16 protein-coding genes are annotated in these 18,275 nt (G+C 39.4%); all 16 read right to left on the bottom strand.

Features of this window, described 5'->3' with window-relative positions; genetic code table 11:
* The 16 genes from PH210_RS00765 to PH210_RS00840 all read right to left on the bottom strand — a co-directional run bounded on the left by PH210_RS00765 (position 1) and on the right by PH210_RS00840 (position 18,144).
* Positions 1-1,050: an ABC transporter permease gene (locus PH210_RS00765; protein WP_289982250.1), complete on the bottom strand. Its 1,050-nt coding sequence runs from the start codon at positions 1,048-1,050 to the stop codon at positions 1-3.
* Positions 1,043-2,578, bottom strand: a complete 1,536-nt coding sequence (locus PH210_RS00770) for an ABC transporter ATP-binding protein (RefSeq protein ID WP_289982251.1) — start codon at positions 2,576-2,578, stop codon at positions 1,043-1,045. Before PH210_RS00770 ends, PH210_RS00765 begins: the two co-directional genes overlap by 8 nt.
* Before the next feature lie 208 nt (positions 2,579-2,786).
* Positions 2,787-3,872, bottom strand: coding sequence for a BMP family lipoprotein (locus PH210_RS00775; protein ID WP_289982252.1), 1,086 nt, complete (start codon positions 3,870-3,872; stop codon positions 2,787-2,789).
* Between the two features lie 94 nt (positions 3,873-3,966).
* A complete protein-coding gene (locus PH210_RS00780) occupies positions 3,967-4,692 on the bottom strand; it encodes a GntR family transcriptional regulator (protein WP_289982253.1) in 726 nt (241 codons plus the stop codon).
* Between the two features lie 323 nt (positions 4,693-5,015).
* The gene (locus PH210_RS00785) at positions 5,016-7,361 is read right to left on the bottom strand and encodes a DNA translocase FtsK (RefSeq protein WP_289982254.1); all 2,346 of its coding nucleotides are present in this window, start codon (positions 7,359-7,361) and stop codon (positions 5,016-5,018) included.
* 106 nt (positions 7,362-7,467) lie between these two features.
* Complete coding sequence (locus PH210_RS00790; protein WP_289982255.1) at positions 7,468-7,704, bottom strand: YlzJ-like family protein; 237 nt, start codon at positions 7,702-7,704, stop codon at positions 7,468-7,470.
* Positions 7,701-8,456 (bottom strand): ClpP family protease, encoded by a 756-nt coding sequence (locus PH210_RS00795; RefSeq protein WP_289982256.1) that lies wholly within the window; start codon positions 8,454-8,456, stop codon positions 7,701-7,703. Before PH210_RS00795 ends, PH210_RS00790 begins: the two co-directional genes overlap by 4 nt.
* A 119-nt stretch (positions 8,457-8,575) precedes the next feature.
* Entirely contained in the window at positions 8,576-10,243 is a 1,668-nt protein-coding gene (locus PH210_RS00800) for a ribonuclease J (RefSeq protein WP_289982257.1), read from the bottom strand.
* Positions 10,244-10,443: 200 nt separating this feature from the next.
* Complete coding sequence (gene dapA / locus PH210_RS00805; protein ID WP_289982258.1) at positions 10,444-11,316, bottom strand: 4-hydroxy-tetrahydrodipicolinate synthase; 873 nt, start codon at positions 11,314-11,316, stop codon at positions 10,444-10,446.
* Between the two features lie 32 nt (positions 11,317-11,348).
* Positions 11,349-12,593, bottom strand: a complete 1,245-nt coding sequence (dapG, locus tag PH210_RS00810; protein WP_289982259.1) for an aspartate kinase — start codon at positions 12,591-12,593, stop codon at positions 11,349-11,351.
* Positions 12,594-12,627: 34 nt separating this feature from the next.
* On the bottom strand, positions 12,628-13,674 hold the full coding sequence (gene asd, locus PH210_RS00815; RefSeq protein WP_289982260.1) for an aspartate-semialdehyde dehydrogenase: 1,047 nt from the start codon (positions 13,672-13,674) through the stop codon (positions 12,628-12,630).
* 187 nt (positions 13,675-13,861) lie between these two features.
* Positions 13,862-14,461: a dipicolinate synthase subunit B gene (dpaB, locus tag PH210_RS00820; protein WP_289982261.1), complete on the bottom strand. Its 600-nt coding sequence runs from the start codon at positions 14,459-14,461 to the stop codon at positions 13,862-13,864.
* Positions 14,458-15,360: a dipicolinic acid synthetase subunit A gene (gene dpaA / locus PH210_RS00825; protein WP_289982262.1), complete on the bottom strand. Its 903-nt coding sequence runs from the start codon at positions 15,358-15,360 to the stop codon at positions 14,458-14,460. The genes dpaB and dpaA overlap by 4 nt, the downstream gene beginning before the upstream one ends.
* Positions 15,361-15,520: 160 nt before the next feature.
* Positions 15,521-15,763: a YlmC/YmxH family sporulation protein gene (locus tag PH210_RS00830; protein WP_223588482.1), complete on the bottom strand. Its 243-nt coding sequence runs from the start codon at positions 15,761-15,763 to the stop codon at positions 15,521-15,523.
* Between the two features lie 96 nt (positions 15,764-15,859).
* On the bottom strand, positions 15,860-17,098 hold the full coding sequence (locus PH210_RS00835; RefSeq protein ID WP_289982263.1) for a M16 family metallopeptidase: 1,239 nt from the start codon (positions 17,096-17,098) through the stop codon (positions 15,860-15,862).
* A gap of 98 nt (positions 17,099-17,196) precedes the next feature.
* Entirely contained in the window at positions 17,197-18,144 is a 948-nt protein-coding gene (locus tag PH210_RS00840; protein ID WP_289982264.1) for a polysaccharide deacetylase family protein, read from the bottom strand.
* Positions 18,145-18,275: the final 131 nt, after the last annotated feature.

Below are 18,275 nucleotides of genomic sequence, written 5' to 3' on the forward strand. Positions count from 1 at the left end.
TTACTTCACCTCCTTTTTACTGAATCGATCAAGAAAGATTCTTATGATGTAGCTTGATGCTACGAAGAATACAATTAAGGCAATAATGATACTTACAAGTTCATTTGGTACACCTGCTTCGAGAGGCATGTTCAAAGCCCCAACCTCTAAAATCCCGAATAAGATAGCGGAGAAAAATACACCAAGAGATGTGTTAGCCCCTAATAGAGCAACAGCAATTCCTTCAAAGCCGACACCGGTAAAGCCGCCTTTAACTGCAGCATAGCCGAACGTGCCCAGCCCTTCCATTGCACCTGCAAGGCCTGCAAAGGCACCTGAAATTAACATGGAAAGTATAATATTTTTATTAACACTCATCCCTGCGTAATGTGCTGCATGCTGGTTAAATCCAACAGCTCTTAGTTCAAAACCTCTTGTTGTTCTTTCAAGTAAAAACCACATAATAATACAACAAACAATTGCAATAACAATTCCCCAATGAAGACGAGAGTAATCCGTAATACTTTGAAGAAATTCTGAACGCAGTGATGCGGACTCATGAATTTGTTCCGTTTTGTCACCGCTTTTTGCAGCAAGTACGTTTCTAATAATATAGTTGGTTGTATGAAGAGCCACATAGTTCATCATGATTGTCACAATTACTTCATGAACACGGAAACGTGCTTTTAAAAAGCCAGGAATAAAGGCCCAAAGTGCTCCCGCAACCATCGCTGCTAAAATAGCAAGCGGCAAATGGATAACACGCGGAAGATCAAACGATACACCGACCCATACGGAAGCCAGCCAGCCTACAATAAATTGTCCCTCAACCCCGATATTAAATAAGCCTACACGGAAAGCAAATGCTACCGCTAAACCAGCTAAAATGTATGGTGTGAATTGTCTGATTACTTCCCCGATATAATAGGTTTCTCCAAATGCCCCATTCCATAATGCGGTGTAGGCGTCTACGGGATTATACCCGCTTGCTAGCATAATAATCGTTCCGACAATAATACCCAATAAAACTGCAATAATTGGCGTTAAAATGCCTGTTAAGCGTTTAGACATGCGTTCCTTCACCCGCTTCCTTTCTATTCGATCCAGCCATCAATAATCCTAATTCTTGTTCAGTTGTTTCTTTTGGATTAACAACAGCTACGATTTTCCCCTCGTATATAACGGCAATCCGGTCGCTGACATTCATAATTTCGTCTAATTCAAAGGATAGCAGCAAGACTGCTTTTCCATTATCCCGCTGTTCAATTAAACGTTTGTGAATAAATTCGATTGCACCAACATCCAAGCCCCGGGTTGGCTGTGCAGCAATTAGCAAGTCTGGATTGCGGTCCACTTCACGTCCTATGATCGCTTTTTGCTGGTTTCCTCCTGAAAGAGCACGTGCTAAGGTATATTCACTTGGTGTTCGAACGTCAAATTCACTAATAATTTTCTTAGCTTGTTTATATATTTCTCGGAAGTTAAGAACTCCATTTTTGGAATATGGCTTTTTATAATAATTCTGTAAAACTATGTTCTCGCCAATTGGATAATTTAAAACTAGTCCATGTTTATGACGGTCTTGAGGAATGTGACCAACACCAGATTCGGTAATTTTTCTCGGTGTCAGATTCAATAATTCTTTTCCATTTAACTTGACGCTGCCACTTTCTGATTTGCGCAGTCCAGTAATGGCCTCAATTAATTCTGATTGACCATTTCCATCAACCCCTGCAATTCCGACAATTTCTCCAGCTCTAACGTCAAGTGTTAAGCCGTTAACGATTGATACCCCGCGGGTATCCTTCACGACTAAATCATTCACTTCTAGAACATTTTGTTTTGGTGCTGCTTCTTTCTTTTCCGTTTTAAAGACAACCTCACGCCCTACCATAAGACTTGCGAGTTCATTAGGATTTGTTTCACTTACATTTACCGTTCCAATCCCTTTACCTTTACGAATAACGGTACAGCGATCTGCTACCTCCATGATCTCTTTTAACTTATGGGTAATGAGAATGATGGATTTTCCTTCCTTTATAAGCGTTTTCATGATTTGCATTAATTCTTTGATTTCCTGAGGAGTTAATACAGCGGATGGCTCGTCAAAAATGACAATTTCCGCACCACGATATAGGGTTTTTAAAATCTCAACCCTTTGCTGCATACCAACAGTAATATCAGAGATTTTGGCTTGCGGATCCACCGCTAATCCATATCGTTCAGAAATTTGCCGTACTTCTTGTTCTGCTTTTTTAATATCAATTCGGCCGGCAGTTGTAACTTCCCGTCCAAGGATAATATTTTCGGTAACGGTAAAGGTATCCACAAGCATAAAGTGCTGGTGCACCATTCCAATCCCTAAATCATTCGCGATATTAGGATTGGTAATGTTAACTGGATTACCTTTTACTCGGATTTCACCTTGTTCTGGCTGATAAAGTCCAAAGAGGACGTTCATTAAAGTGGATTTACCCGCTCCATTTTCACCGAGTAAAGCATGAATTTCTCCCTTTTTCAATTGAAGGGTAATGTTATCATTCGCAACGAAGCCGCCAAACTCTTTACGGATGTTAAGCATCTCAATTACATATTCCATTTTTTCTCACTCCCTGTGATAAAGGTAAAAGGAAATTTCGACCAAGAGTAGTAAGAGGTCAGACCTTTCAAATGTTTTAAAAAAACAGGGAAATTCTCCCCCATAAAATCTTAAATGAAAAGTAGAATATCATTCTACACTTCAGTTAGGATTTTCATTAAGAAGGAATAAGCAGGAGGTTTTTATCCCACTTATTCCTTTATGTCAATTATTTTGCGCTAAAATTCTTTAATTCATCACGAGTTCCAGGAACTTTTACAGCACCTGATTTAATTTTTTCAGACCAATCTTTGATGGCTGCTTCAATAGCATCTTTGTTGGAAGCTTTGCTGTTGATTGGAGCTAAGCCTACACCATCCTCAGCCATACCGTAAAGTGCGATTTCACCGCCAGGGAATTTGCCGTCCATAGCCTTCTTAGAAAGGTCTTGCACCGCTACGTCTACACGCTTAAGAGCTGAAGTAAGAACTACATCTGGACCCATGTCGTTTTGGTCACGGTCTACACCAATGGCCCAAATTTCTTTGCTAGGGTCTTTGGCCTTACGGTCAACTGCTTCTTTGAATAATCCGTTTCCAGTAGCGCCAGCTGCGTGGAAAATTACATCCGCACCAGAAGAATACATTTTAGATGCGATGGATTGTCCAAGTTCCGCTTTATCAAATGCACCAGAATACTGAACATCCACTTTAACCTCTGGTTTAGCTGCCTTTACACCAGCTAAGAAGCCAGATTCAAAACGTTCAATTACAGGGATTTCCATACCACCGATGAAACCGATGTGGTTAGATTTTGTTTGAAGTGCAGCTGCTACACCAGCAAGGAATGCTGCTTCTTGCTCTTTGAAAAGTACGCTCGCAACATTTGGTTGTTTAACTTCAGCATCGATGATGGCGAACTGTGCATTCTTTTGCTGTTTCGCGATTTCTTCAACTGCAGACTGCATTAAGAAGCCGATTCCGTATACTAAATCGAAATCTTGACGTACAAGAGTGTTTAAGTTTGTAGAGTAATCTGCGTCTGATTTGGATTGAAGGTAATCATAGCCGCCCTTACCTTTTTTCATTCCGTTGTCTTGACCGAATTTTTGAAGACCTTCCCATGCAGATTGGTTAAAGGATTTGTCATCGACACCGCCGACGTCAGTAACCATTGCTACAGAGAATTTCTTTGTCTTTTCTCCACCTTTAGATGTTTCGGTACCTTTGTTATTATCACTTTTTCCACAAGCACCTAAAAGTGTTCCAGCAGCAAGAACTAATGATAGCGCCATTCCAACTTTACGCATTTTCAAGGTATTGTACCCCCTAAGAAATTTTTGATTGGTTTTTAGTAGAAATGTCCGAAAAGCAAGACTGTTTGCGTTTTCATGATCCTGTAAAAAATTTTTAAGTTCTTTTTCTTAAGACATGAAAACTAAACTTATCAGCTTTAAAATAGTTTACCGAAAATAGGATAGGTTCATCCATTTCATCGAAATGCATTTGTTTTAAAACCAACAATGCTGTTTCCGGATCACATTCTAGAATAGGAGAAATTCGTTCGTGATATCCGATTGGCTCGATTTTGGCAACCGCATATGTAATCCTGCGATTTGCCTCTCCCTCCAATATGTTGAAAAGAGATTCTTCACCATGGGAAAAGGTGTCTGGCAAAATACGTTCAGGTACTTTGTCGATACAATAAACAACAGGTTTCCCATTTGCCGTCCTGACCCTTTCTATCACGACCATTTCCTCGTCAGCAGAACATGAAAACCTACGAATATCCTCTTCGGTTGGACCCTGTGTTGATGAACTTAAGAAAATCGTTCCAGGTTTCATACCAGCCTGTTTAATCATGTCAGTGACACTATTAAGTTGTTCAATCCCTGAGGTAAACAATGGCTTTGCATTAACAAAAGTGCCAACCCCATGGCGCCTAATTATAACGTTTTCCTCTTCAAGGATGCGTAGTGCTTCCCTGAGGGTCGCCCTGCTTACACCAAGTTGTTTCGCAAGATCAAATTCAGAGGGTAATTTTTCTTTTTCTTTATATTCCCCTCGTTCAATATCCTGCTTTAAACGATCGATCACTTGCAAGTATAAATGCCGGTTATCTGACTTAATAGACATTGCTGTTTCCTCCAGCTCTTTTCCTAAGACATCAGACCTCTGATATCATTCCTACTAATCGAAGTTTATATTACCATTTTTCAAGTGATAAATAAATAGATATTCAAAATTTTGTCGAAAAAAGGCATGAAGATTTAAAATGTCACAATTTCACCTGAAAACACGGGAAGAAATCTGATATAATAAATATCTTCCATTTAATAATAGGAAATTTTTAGGGAAAGGGTAGGAGATTTTTCATAGACCAAAGGAAAATACATCTACAACTATAGTATTAAATATTTCTGAAACTAATATAAAAAAAAGAGCCCTGGGGCCCTTTTTTAAGAACTCTGTTCCTCTTTAGGTTTTGACTGCAAAACAGCCCTTGGTTTACTTCCTTCATAAGGACCTACAATGCCCCTTGCTTCCATCTCATCTATTAGGCGGGCAGCTCGAGTATATCCTATGCGAAAACGACGCTGCAGCATTGATACAGATGCTGTTTGCATATCAACAATTAATTCAACTGCTTCATCATATAATTCGTCTTCAACGGCACCTGTTACCTCCGGAATATCATCTGGAATCATTTCTTCTTGGTATTGTGCCTTTTGCTGTGATATGACAAATTCAACGGTTTCTTCAACCTCTTGATCCGATAGGAATGCCCCCTGCACACGAACAGGCTTTGAAGCACCCACTGGCAAAAACAGCATATCCCCTCTGCCGAGAAGCTTTTCAGCCCCTCCCATATCTAAGATCGTTCTTGAATCTGTGCTGCTCGAAACGGCAAAAGCAATTCTTGAAGGAATATTTGCTTTGATTACCCCTGTAATGACATCAACCGAAGGTCTTTGGGTAGCAATGATTAAATGAATACCTGCCGCACGTGCCATCTGAGCAAGCCGGGTAATCGAATCCTCTACATCGTTCGATGCTACCATCATTAAATCGGCCAACTCATCTACGATGACAACAATATACGGTAATAGCGGTTGTTTATCATTCTCTTCAAGGTTATGCCTTTTAACATGGTCATTATATCCTTCAATGTTTCGAGTTCCCGTATAGGAGAATAGTTCATATCTTCGTTCCATTTCACTTACTACCTTCTTTAATGCCTGAGACGCTTTTTTAGCATCCGTCACAACAGGAGCAAGTAAATGAGGAATTCCATTATATACATTTAATTCAACCATTTTTGGGTCAATCATCATTAATTTGACTTCATGTGGCTTAGCACGCATCAAAATACTGGTGATAATTCCATTGATACAAACACTTTTTCCACTTCCGGTTGCTCCGGCAACAAGCATGTGGGGCATTTTGTTTAATTCAGCAAGGACCGCTTCTCCTGTAATATCTCTGCCCAAGCCAATCAGCAATTTCGCTTCTGGCTTGTCGTTTTGGGTTGCCTCAAGTACTTCCCTAAGGGATACCATCGCTACTTCTGAATTTGGCACTTCAATTCCTATGGCTGATTTACCTGGAATTGGCGCTTCAATTCGAATGTCCTTTGCAGCGAGGGCTAATGCTAAGTCATCACTCAGACTGACAATTTTACTTACTTTAACCCCTACATCTGGATGAACTTCATATTTCGTTACAGCAGGACCTAAATGTACTTGGGTTACACGTGCTTTAACTCCAAAGCTTTGGAAGGTTCGTTCAAGCTTTGCTGCGTTTGCGTGAATGAGTTCATATTCTCCGCTTTGATCGGTCTTCTTCGGATGTTTAAGAAGTCGTAAAGGAGGCAGTTCATAAGCTGCATTTTCGACTTCTGTGAAGGTTATTGGCGGAGAATTGTCATCATCGTCTTCTTTTGATGCTGTTGTTTTTCTTTTAGTCTCTTTGGGATTTCTATGAATCGTTTCCTCTTCGACATATGCCCGGTCAGCAAAACTAGATATAATTGGTTCTGGAATGATCGTTTCTTCTTCTGCAGAATTAGGCTGTTCACTTATTAGAGGCTGACTTTGGGTTTGAGGATTTTCTCGTTGCTGCTGTCGTTGTGACTTCCTCTCGTTCCGGCGCTCTTGTTGTTTTTGCTTCCACTCAGACATATCCGTTGTAAAAGCTTCCCATTGATTTTTTGTAAAACCAAACAAAGTAACCATCATTTTTCCGACAAAATCGCCAAAGGATTTACCGGTCAATAAAATAAATCCGATTAATATAAAGATAAAAGCGATAATTTTTGTACCGGTTTCTGCGAATAAGTAGTGAAATAATGCAAATAAAATAGCTCCTAAAATTCCGCCTCCGAGATCGGTTGTACTCGTTTCACCTTTTAAGTCCATCTTAAATAATTCCCATGTGTTACTAATGACACTTGGATCATTAAATTTCCCATCATTCGTTAACAAATGAAAAAGGGTTACATGACTTAAGAGCAAGAGAGCTGAAATAATAAAATAGCTCCCCACTAATTTTATATGGAAGAAAAAAGGAAGCTGCCGTTTCCACATTAAATAAATGCTTAATAAAACTAATCCGATTAAACCAAGCATATACCATTCACCCATCCAGAATCGGAAAAAGAGGACGGTAGATTTTCCAACTGCTCCCAGCTTTGCAATCGAAATGATCGCTAACGCTAATAGGGCTAATGCCGATAATTCATATTGAAGTGTCCGTTTAATTTGATTATCTCTTCTTTTAGGTTGTCTTCTCTTTTTTTTAGCCATCTGATCACCCTGTATATTAATTATGGAATATTTAGAACGGTAAAAAGGAAGAAAGCAGCCTGATTGGCTGCTCTTGTCTATTTAACCTGATTATACCATAACTTCTTTAGAAAGCGGACAATCCTTCAAGGCTGGCAAAAGAAATTTTTGAACCAGGGCATATTGTCTCATCTAAATAGTGCTGTGGGTCACTGCTTAAAATGCGAACAACCTGGACATTTTGTTGATCCGAAAATTCTACTAAAAGCGGGATTCCTTGATAAGTGATCATCTGCTGCTTCTGGAACGGTTCTGTTTCATTGGGAAAAATAAGTTCCTGCGGCATCATCGTGTATAAGATCATTGAATCAACCCTTCGCTTTTTTCTTTATTCATATCAATCATTTCGTTTAATTTCTTCATTGCCTGTCCAAGTCCGCCCACTTCATCAATTAATCCACTTTTTACAGCGTCGACGCCAATAACATTTGTTCCGATGTCTCTAGTTAGGTTTCCCTTTGCAAACATTAAATCTTTAAAAGTTTCCTCTTTAATTTTTGAATGCTTTGTCACAAAGTTAACAACGCGTTCCTGCATTTTATCCAAATACTCAAACGTTTGCGGGACGCCTATGACTAATCCTGTCAGCCTGATTGGATGGATGGTCATTGTCGCCGTTTCAGCAATAAAAGAATAATCACAGGAAACGGCAATTGGCACCCCTATTGAATGCCCTCCACCTAAAACTATTGAAACTGTAGGTTTTGAAAGAGTTGCCAGCATTTCAGAAATAGCCAGTCCTGCCTCCACATCTCCTCCAACAGTATTTAATATGATAAGAACTCCTTCAATTTTAGGATTTTGTTCAATTGCTACGAGTTGTGGTATCAGATGCTCGTATTTCGTAGTCTTGTTTTGCGGCGGAAGAGCCAAATGCCCCTCAATTTGCCCGATAATGGTCAAACAATGTATTTTTGAATCCGTTGAGAGTTGGGGAACATTTGTCTGACCCAGCTGTTGTATTTTCTCTATTAAAGGAGAAGTAGTTTTTTCCTCTTTTTGAGGCTCTGTACCTTCCCCGCTGCCATTTTCATTTTTTTGAAAGTTATTATTCATCCTAATACTCCCTTCAAGCATGATATCTTTTAGTATTTACCACCTATACAAAATCATGCCATTGAAATTTCACATCGAAAAAGGCACTGGTTTCCCAGTACCTTTATGATTTGCATTTATTATACTTCCATTATGATTGGCAGAATCATTGGGCGTCTTTTGGTTTTTTCAAATAAAGAACGATTTAAGTCATCTCTTATTTCCTGCTTAAGGCTGGCCCATTCAAAGGTGTCCTTTGCAATATTTCTTTCGACAATATCACGGACTAAATTTGTAGATTCCTCCATCAATTTTTCCGATTCACGGACATAAACAAAACCTCTTGAAATGATTTCAGGTCCTGCTGCTATTTTCTTTTCTTGTTTTGTTAAGGTTACAACGACGATTAGAATGCCATCTTGTGATAATAGTTTTCGGTCGCGCAGTACAATGTTTCCTACATCGCCAACACCAATTCCGTCGATCAGTACATTCCCGGATGGAACCTTCCCAGTGATCGCTAGTTTTTCTTCCTTCAATTCAACTATATCCCCACGGTCCGGGATTAAAATTTGTTCATCTTTAAGGCCACAATCGAGCGCCAATTTTCGGTGAGCCTTTAACATTCGATATTCCCCATGAACAGGAATAAAGAATTTTGGCTGCATTAGGTTAATCATAAACTTCAATTCTTCTTGACTGCCGTGACTCGAAACATGTATTGTCCGTTTGCCGGAGATGACATTTGCTCCCGCTCTGAACAGCATATCCACCGTTTTAAATAAAAACACTTCACTTCCGCGAAGCGGGGATGCCGCGATAAGTACCGTATCACCAGGTTCTATGTTCACTAGCTTATGAGCTTGCTTGGCCATTTTTTGCAGGGCTTCGATTGGTTCGCCCTGGCTTCCTGTCATCAGAACAACAATCTCACGATCAGGGTAATTCTTTATTTCTTGGATGGGAATGATTAAATCCTCTGCAACCTCTAAATACCCTAAATCGAGGGCGATATGATAAATTCGTTCAAGACTTTTGCCAACCACCGCAACTTTGCGCTTGTTTTCTGAAGCAGCATCAAAAATATGCTGCATTCGATTAATATCCGAGGCATAGCAGGCTGCAATAATTCTTCCTGGAGCATTATAAAAGGCATTGGACATTTCCCGCTCAACAATGGCTTCAGAAGTAGTATAACCAGGTTTTTCTGCTTCTGTACTATCAGACATTAAGCAAAGTACACCCTGTTCCCCGATGGAAGCCATTTTTCCAATCTCCGGCTTATACAGCTTAGTGGCGGCTTGGTCAAATTTAAAATCACCTGTATAAACGATAATACCTTCAGATGTATGGATACATACACCAACCGAATCAGGGATACTGTGATTAGTCCTGAAAAAGCTTACATTAACCGAATCTAAATCTACGATTGAATTTGAATCCACCTCAATGAAATTTGCTTTTCCATTATAGTCTTGCTCTTTCAATTTCGCATTTGCAAGAGCTAAAGTTAGTTTTGTGCCATAAACCGGTACGTCGATTTGTCTTAGAACATAGGAAAGTGCGCCGATATGGTCTTCATGTCCATGTGTTAAAAAGATTGCTTTTACCCGATCTTTATTTTCCTTTAAGTATGTAATATCAGGAATTACCATATCAATGCCAAGCATTTCTTCCTCGGGGAACATCAAGCCGGCATCAATTATGAATATGTCCGTATCTACTTCAACGAGATACATATTCTTTCCGATTTCTCCAATACCACCAAGTGTTATAAACTTGATGGAGTTATTTTTTTTCTTTATCACGTTCCGTTTCCTCCTATGCTGAGTTGACCCGATCGAAATCAGTTATGATTATTATACTTGAAATTAGAAAACCTTTACAACATAAAAAAGCGAAAGCTTCTTGAACAGGAAAAAATGCAGTTCATTTTTTCCTAGGCGCTTTCACTTGATTTCTAAAAAGAAAAGCCAACCGAACTCATCTTCCGGCTGGCTTAAAAAAGTTATTTATTCTTTAAGATTGAAATTAATGTTGCTCGTTCTTGTTCTGTTAATCCCACTAGCGGCAGTCGTACAGATCCGACGTCCAATCCTTTTAGCTGCAACGCTGTTTTAACAGGAGCAGGACTAGGAGCGGCAAATAGCCCTTGCATGATTGGCAGCAATTCTTGATGAAGTTTGGCAGCTTTTTTATTTTCGCCTTCAAAGAACGCTGCAATCATTTCTTGCATTTCATTTCCGATTACATGTGAAGCAACCGAGACTACACCTGTACCTCCTATAGCAAGAACAGGAAGTGTTATGGCATCATCACCGCTATATAAGAGAAAATCATCATCCGTGTTAGCAATAATGTGTGTAATGGCATTTAAATTGCCGCTTGCTTCCTTCACTGCAACAATATTAGATATTTGTGCAAGACGTATAATTGTCTCAGGAAGAATATTTACAACTGACCTTCCAGGAATATTATAGACCATAACGGGCAGGGAAGTCGCATCAGCAACTGTTTTAAAATGCTGATATAAGCCTTCTTGATTGGGTTTATTATAATACGGTGCAACCACCATAATACCATCAACACCAAGCTGCTCTGCTTTTTTAGTTAATTCCACTGAAGCATAGGTATTATTGCTTCCTGTACCGGCAATTACCGGAACACGTTTATTAACCGCCTTTACCACATGAGCAAACAGCGCCAATTTTTCCTCTTTTGACAGAGTAGGTGATTCACCAGTAGTACCAGCTATTACAAGTGATTCTGTACCATTTTCAATTAAATAATTAACTAATTGTGTAGTTTTAGCAAAATCTATATGCCCTTTATTATCAAAAGGAGTAACCATTGCCGTGGACAATCGCCCAAAATGAACCATTTTCTTTCTCCTTTCAAACCCCTAGTAAGAAATTATAAATCCGAAAGTTTAAATTCAAGGGACTCTTCTTCTAATTGAAAGGCATCATGTAATGCATTTACTGATTTAACTAAGTCATCTTGTTTAACTAAAACCCAAATTGTAGTATGGCTGTCTGCAGATTGTAAAATTCGAATTCCTTGATCGGATAATGCCGTTACGATTTTGGAAGTAACCCCCGGAACGCCTGCTATTCCTGCCCCAACAACGGATACCTTGGCACAATGACGCTCCACTTGCGGGTCATGACCCATTTCTTTTAATACCTTGATGGCAAGATCCGTCATTTCATCTGTAACCGTATAAACAACGCCATTTGGCGAGATATTGATAAAATCAACACTAATTTTTTCATTGGCCATTGCTTTAAAGACTTCTGCCTGCAAGTAATATTGATCTTTCTTTGCAAACACCTTTATTTGAGTAACATTCGAGACATGGGCGATCCCCGTAACAGTCCGTTCACTTATGTCACTGCCGCGATTATCTTTATTTAACGTGGTCACCAACGTACCCAATGTATCAGTATAGGTTGAACGAATCCGAATTGGCACTTTTGCCTGCATCGCAATTTCAACTGCTCTTGGATGGATTACCTTTGCACCCTGATAGGCCATATTACAAACCTCTGTATAGGTGACAACAGAAAGTGGACGTGCATTTTCAGCGATGCGCGGGTCTGCTGTCATGATCCCTTCTACATCAGTAAATATATCAATCCATTCAGCATTTAGGGCAGCACCAAGAGCCGCTGCTGAAGTATCACTTCCGCCTCTGCCAATGGTCGTTACATCCCCATTTTTAGCGGCACCTTGGAAGCCGGCAACCACAACAACATCGTTATTTTCTAATTCTCTTAAGAGACGGTCGCATTTCATTTCGTTTATTTTTGCATTGGTGTGGTCATTATTAGTCTTGAACCCTGCTTGTGCCCCTGTTAAGGCTGCAGCATTTATACCGCTTTCCAATAGCATATTCGTAAATACAATGCTCGAAATTACCTCTCCGCAGGACAATAATAAATCATGTTCCCTTTTTGAGATTTTGCTCAAGTTCCCGCCAATTAATGATAGGAGTGTGTCAGTCGCATAGGGATCTCCCTTTCTCCCCATCGCAGAAACCACTACTACCACTTTATAGCCATCCGCTAAAGCTTTTTCAATATGTCTTTGAGCATGTTTTCGGCTTTTCTCATCCTTTACAGATGTCCCGCCAAATTTTTGTACAATAATCTTCATGGTAACACCAAACCCTACCTTTTTTGAGGTAACTTTATTTTACTAGACCTAATTTTACTAAGCTTTCGGCAATCTGGACTGAATTCCAGGCAGCTCCCTTTAGAAGATTGTCAGAAACTACCCACATATGGAAACCGCGGTCTTCATCGATATCCTTTCTAATCCGTCCTACAAAAACATCATTTTTCCCGACACAATCAGCTGGCATTGGATAAATTTGATTTTCAGGATCATCCTGCAAGATTACCCCTGGTGCATCCTTTAAAAGTGCTTTAATGTCGTTCGCACTTACACCCTCTGCCTCAACTTCAAAATAAACGGATTCAGAATGCCCTACTGCAACTGGCAGACGCACACAAGTAGCAGATACCTGGAGCTCTGGAAGGTGCATAATTTTCTTCGTTTCATTAATCATTTTCATTTCTTCATAGGTATAGCCATTATCTTGGAATTTATCAATTTGCGGAATCGCGTTAAAAGCAATTTGATAATGATTTTTATCAGATTTTACAGGTAAAATAGCTGGATCATATGACTCTTCATTTAAAATAGCCTTTGTTTGGTCCATCAATTCTTGAATCGCTGCTGCACCTGCTCCAGAAACAGCTTGATAGGTTGACACAATAACTTTTTTCAAGCCGTATTTTTGACGAACAGGTTCTAATGCGACTACCATTTGAATTGTGGAGCAATTTGGGTTCGCAATAATTCCATTATGTTGATGTAAATCAGCTTCATTTACTTCTGGCACAACCAGCGGAATATCTGTTTCCATCCGAAACGCACTAGTGTTGTCCACGACGATTGCGCCTCGTTTTACTGCTTCGGGAGCAAGTTCCTTGGAAACACTGCCGCCCGCACTGAAAAGAGCAATATCTACACCTTCAAAGCTTTCAGGCTTTGCTTCCTGGATAGCTATTTCTTGACCATTGACCTCTACTATTTTTCCTGCAGAGCGTGCAGAGGATAGTAAGGATAATTTTCTAATAGGGAAATTTTCTTTTAATAAAGTTTGGATCATTTGTTGTCCAACCGCTCCTGTTGCCCCTACCACCGCAACGTGATATCCATTTTGATTCATGCTAGTTCCCCTTTCATATCGACTGGCGGGTTATTTCCTTCAGTTAGTTCTTTAGCCAGCTTGTCGTAATATAGTATTGTTAAACTCGAGCAGTGGGTTAATCTTTTAACCCACTGCCGGAGAGATTAATTTATTTTATCATATTCCCAGAAAGAAATAACCTTTTTTGCCGAAAGAGGTCAGTTATTTAGTCACCATCTTTATATCGTTCCACTAGCACCGGTTGAATTTGTCTCCCTTCAATAGCTGCTTCCACTGTTTCAGATAGCATCGTCATTCTCGCGACCATGGAATTAGGCTTCTTAATAGGATCATCTTGACCATAAGGTATAAAAAAGATATTTTTCGTTGCCATTAATCTCATTAAGTTTACACCATTTAACCCAAGGGCATCATTCGTAGAAATTCCGAGAACAACAGGCTTTAGGTTCCTTAATGTTGCTTTCGCAGCCATTAATACAGGGCTGTCATTCATGGCGTTGGCAAATTTACTCATGGATACACCAGTCAATGGAGCAATAACCATGCAATCTAATGGTATTTTTGGTCCTAACGGTTCAGCCTTAACGATGGAATCAATAACCTTGTTACCGGTTAAATCTTCAATTCGCTCAACCCAATCTTCACCTTTTCCGAATCGGGTTTCTGTATTTTTCACAGTAAAAGTTACAACTGGCAGTACCTCTGCGCCCGCGAGCACCAGCTTTTCGATTTCTGGAAAGACAGCATCGTAAGTACAATGGGAGCCGGTTAAACCAAAGCCAATTCTTTTACCTTTTAAACTCATTTCACTTTCCCCTTTCGCCTGAGTAAATCTTCTTCTAGCAGTTGGGCAAGGACATTTGCCAGTATTTGACCTGCCGTTTTTGGTGCGACAATTCCAGGAAGCCCTGGTGCAAGTAAGGCTTTGATGCCTCTTTTTTCGGCATACCGGAAATCAGTTCCACCCGGTTTTGAGGCAAGATCAATAATGAGCGTATGTGAAGGCAATTGTGATATTACTAAAGCTGTTACGATCAAATGTGGTGCTGTATTTATCAGAATATCGGTATCCTTCACTTGATTGACAAGATCGTTTAAATGGAATGGAGTTAAACCCATTTCTGTGATTCGTGCCAAATGCTCGCTTTTTCTTGCTCCAACCTTCACCTTTGCTCCTAGTGCTGCAAAGGTTCTTGCCACACTCATACCACATCTTCCGAGTCCTAAAACGGCAACATGGGACCCGTGAATGGTAAAGTCCGTATGCTGAATGGCCATCATAATGGTTCCTTCTACAGTCGGAATTGAATTATAGATTGCCACGTCATCCCGTTCGAATAATTGAACGAGAGGTCGTATGCTTTGTTTGGTAATTCCATTCAAATAGCTGTTGCTAATTCCTGAATAAATGGTACAATGTTCAGGTGTTTTTCCTAGCATTTCTTCTGTGAGAACAACCTTTTCATTTGAAAAGATCGTTTCCACCTGTCCTTCTAAATTTGTCCCGGGCACCGGTAAGATGATCGCATCTATATTTGAAAAATCAACTTCATCCAATTTTTCCTTAACCGCACCAGTAAAGGCATGGTCAAGCTGCTCGAAACCAATTAGCGATATTCTCGCATCTAGCTCAGTTAACTTTCGGATGATTTCCAGCTGTCTGGCATCTCCACCAATCACGGCTATCTGCATCCCTGTCAGCATGAAAACATTCACCTTCTTTTTAGAAAAATCCCTTTAGGATTCCTTTTCTTCTTATCACTTCAACATCTTATGTAAGTTGCTTAAAATCGGTGAGTTTTCCACCCATAGTAAAATAAAAAAAGCCCAAGCAAGGTTTTATTTGCTTGGGCTTTAAGAATATCTATTCATTTTCTGGAACATCAATTATGATCATATCGGACCCTATTTTTTTAATATGGTCCCAGGGGACTCTTATTTCTTCACCTTGTTTACGAAATCCAAACCATTTTACTGAAGGAATGAGAAGTGCTTGGATTTGTCCTGTACTTACATTAATTTCTAAATCGGTTTGACCAAGAACACCGAGGCGCTCTGCCTTTTTTACATCGACAATTTCTTTTCCGCTTAATTCACTTAACCTCATTTAAAAGAACTCCCCTCTTCTCCCTTTACTAATAGTTTATAAATGGAGTCCTGTATTTAGAATAAAGAAAAAAACAGTTCGTACAGGAACTGTTTTTTAAGCAAGTTTATTTGGGAATTCTCCATCTGGACTAATTAAAGTCACAGAATACTTATCATTAAATACTTGTCTGGCCATTTCATCGACACTGTTTTTTGAAACTAAATCAATTTGTTCGATAATTTCATCTAATGAACGATGGCGTTTTAACAGCAGTTCATTTTTACCATTGCGGCTCATTCTGCTATTAGTGCTTTCTAAGCTTAGCATCAAGCTTCCCTTTAGCTGTTCTTTACTATTAATTAATTCTTTTTCGGTAATGCCGTTTTGTTTCAATTTATCCAGGGTTTCTTGGATTGTCTCAAATAACACATCCAGTTGTTTCGCTCCAGTTCCCCCATATACCGTTACCACGCCGCTATCCTGATAGGCTGAGTGATACGAAAAAACGGAGTAAGCTAAGCCACGCTGTTCACGAACTTCTTGGAACAATCTTGAACTCATGCTGCCACCTAAAATATTGTTCAGGGTAATAAGACTGTAAATGTCTTCATGTCCCACCTTTAAGCCTTCAAATCCGATACATAAATGAGCTTGCTCTGTTTCCTTTTTTCGCGAAATACGATTGGAATGGAAAGCGGGAATATTCTCTGGAGTTTCCTTGGCCCCTCCTTGATACGAGCCGAAATAGTTCTCAACTTCTTGAATAAATGCTTCTGATACATTACCTGCAATTGAAATAACAACGTTTTCAGGAGTGTATCTTTCTTTAATATATTCTTTAAGTGTCTCACCACTAAAGGTATTTAATGTTTCTTCCGTACCTAAAATGGGGTATCCAAGCGGATGGTCTTCATATATAGCCCTGCTTAATAAATCATGAACAATATCGTCTGGTGTATCATCATACATTTTTATTTCTTCCAAGACAACATTTTTCTCTTTCTTTAATTCCTCTTCCACAAAAGTGGAATTAAAAAACATATCTGCTAATACATCTAAAGCAAATTTGGAATGGGTGTCAAGAACCTTTGCATAATAGCAGGTGTACTCTTTTGAAGTAAAGGCATTTACCTGGCCTCCAATGCTGTCGAAGGACTCAGCAATTTCCTTAGCAGTACGAGTAGATGTTCCTTTAAAGAACATGTGCTCCAGGAAATGAGAAATACCATTTCTCGCAGGATCTTCATTCCTAGAACCAGTTCCAATCCAAATTCCAATTGCTACAGATCGTACGGTAGGAATATTTTCTAATACAATTCTTACTCCATTTTGGCAAGTGTATTTATTTATCATCGACTTCCTCCTGTCTCTAAACAGCAGATGTTACTATCCAATTGTTAATTATACTTTTAATGTCTATTTTCTCCAAACTTTTGGAACTCTTACTTTATTTATTTTATGATTCTATTTTCACTCATTAACTCTGAAACCGTACCAATCTTAAAATTTTTTTGTTCAATTAGCGTGATTAAACGATCCAGCGATTTTGCGGTGGATTCAGTTGGATGCATGAGAACCATAGAACCATTATCAATTTTTGTTATGACCCGATTAATTAATACTTCAGGGGATGGCTTTTGCCAATCAATAGTATCAACAGTCCACATGACTGTTTTCATGTGTAATTCATTGGCTACTTTTATTGTTTCATCCCTGTAGCTTCCGCTTGGAGGAGCAAACCATTTACTCTTTTCACCAGTAGCTGCTTCAATCACTTCATTTGTCCTGATTAATTGCTGCCTTGCCTGAGCGGCGGTCAGTCTTTTCATATCTGGGTGGGAATAGGAATGATTGCCTACCTCGTGACCAGCACTGACTATCATTTTTGCAAGCTCTGGATTGTTTTTGACCCAATTACCTTCCAGAAAAAAACTCGTGGAAATATGATGTTCTTTCAGCGTTGCGAGAATTTGTGATAAATATTCATTACCCCAGGCAACATTGATGATAAAGGAAACCATCGGTTTATCTGGGTTGCCTTTATAAATCGGGGAAGGCGGCAAATCATTAAGGTGAACCTTTGGTTTAATTTGTGTAAAAACCAGTTTATTTTTATCAAAAATGCCTTTTGGTTTCATATTTTTATATGAGGCTGCAATATCTACCTTCAGCCCATTATATCCAGGAATGGCCTTCCAGACCCGATCTATTTTGGCATCGGAAGGTGAAATTTCATATGTAGGCGCCTTTTTCTCAATTGTTTGATAAAGAGAATCGGTCTGTTTTGCTGCCGGAAGTGATGTTTCCGTCAACTTGGCAACATATCTGTTTACAAATGGATTGTTGACTGATATCCATGCAATTAAAATAATAATCATCAATATAAATGACTTTCTCATCAGCGCTCTTCCCCCTTCCATAAAGAATATGTACAAAGGGGACAAGGTAGAACGAAAAGCGAAAGCGCCTTGATCAGGGAAAAAAAGTCCATGTTTTCCTAGGCGATGAAGCTAGACATACATACGAAAAG

The sequence above is a fragment of the Paenibacillus sp. BSR1-1 genome (assembly GCF_030403775.1).
Taxonomy (GTDB): domain Bacteria; phylum Bacillota; class Bacilli; order Bacillales; family Cytobacillaceae; genus Neobacillus.

Coding starts and splice junctions, on each gene's coding strand:
- PH210_RS00830 (WP_223588482.1), bottom strand. CDS start 15,763: ATGAGGTTAAGTGAATTAAGCGGAAAAGAAATTGTCGATGTAAAAAAG.
- dapG (WP_289982259.1), bottom strand. CDS start 12,593: ATGAAGATTATTGTACAAAAATTTGGCGGGACATCTGTAAAGGATGAG.
- asd (WP_289982260.1), bottom strand. CDS start 13,674: ATGAATCAAAATGGATATCACGTTGCGGTGGTAGGGGCAACAGGAGCG.
- PH210_RS00785 (WP_289982254.1), bottom strand. CDS start 7,361: ATGGCTAAAAAAAAGAGAAGACAACCTAAAAGAAGAGATAATCAAATT.
- dpaB (WP_289982261.1), bottom strand. CDS start 14,461: ATGAGTTTAAAAGGTAAAAGAATTGGCTTTGGTTTAACCGGCTCCCAT.
- dapA (WP_289982258.1), bottom strand. CDS start 11,316: ATGGTTCATTTTGGGCGATTGTCCACGGCAATGGTTACTCCTTTTGAT.
- PH210_RS00795 (WP_289982256.1), bottom strand. CDS start 8,456: ATGAATAATAACTTTCAAAAAAATGAAAATGGCAGCGGGGAAGGTACA.
- PH210_RS00765 (WP_289982250.1), bottom strand. CDS start 1,050: ATGTCTAAACGCTTAACAGGCATTTTAACGCCAATTATTGCAGTTTTA.
- PH210_RS00840 (WP_289982264.1), bottom strand. CDS start 18,144: ATGAGAAAGTCATTTATATTGATGATTATTATTTTAATTGCATGGATA.
- dpaA (WP_289982262.1), bottom strand. CDS start 15,360: ATGCTGACAGGGATGCAGATAGCCGTGATTGGTGGAGATGCCAGACAG.
- PH210_RS00770 (WP_289982251.1), bottom strand. CDS start 2,578: ATGGAATATGTAATTGAGATGCTTAACATCCGTAAAGAGTTTGGCGGC.
- PH210_RS00835 (WP_289982263.1), bottom strand. CDS start 17,098: ATGATAAATAAATACACTTGCCAAAATGGAGTAAGAATTGTATTAGAA.
- PH210_RS00790 (WP_289982255.1), bottom strand. CDS start 7,704: ATGATCTTATACACGATGATGCCGCAGGAACTTATTTTTCCCAATGAA.
- PH210_RS00780 (WP_289982253.1), bottom strand. CDS start 4,692: ATGTCTATTAAGTCAGATAACCGGCATTTATACTTGCAAGTGATCGAT.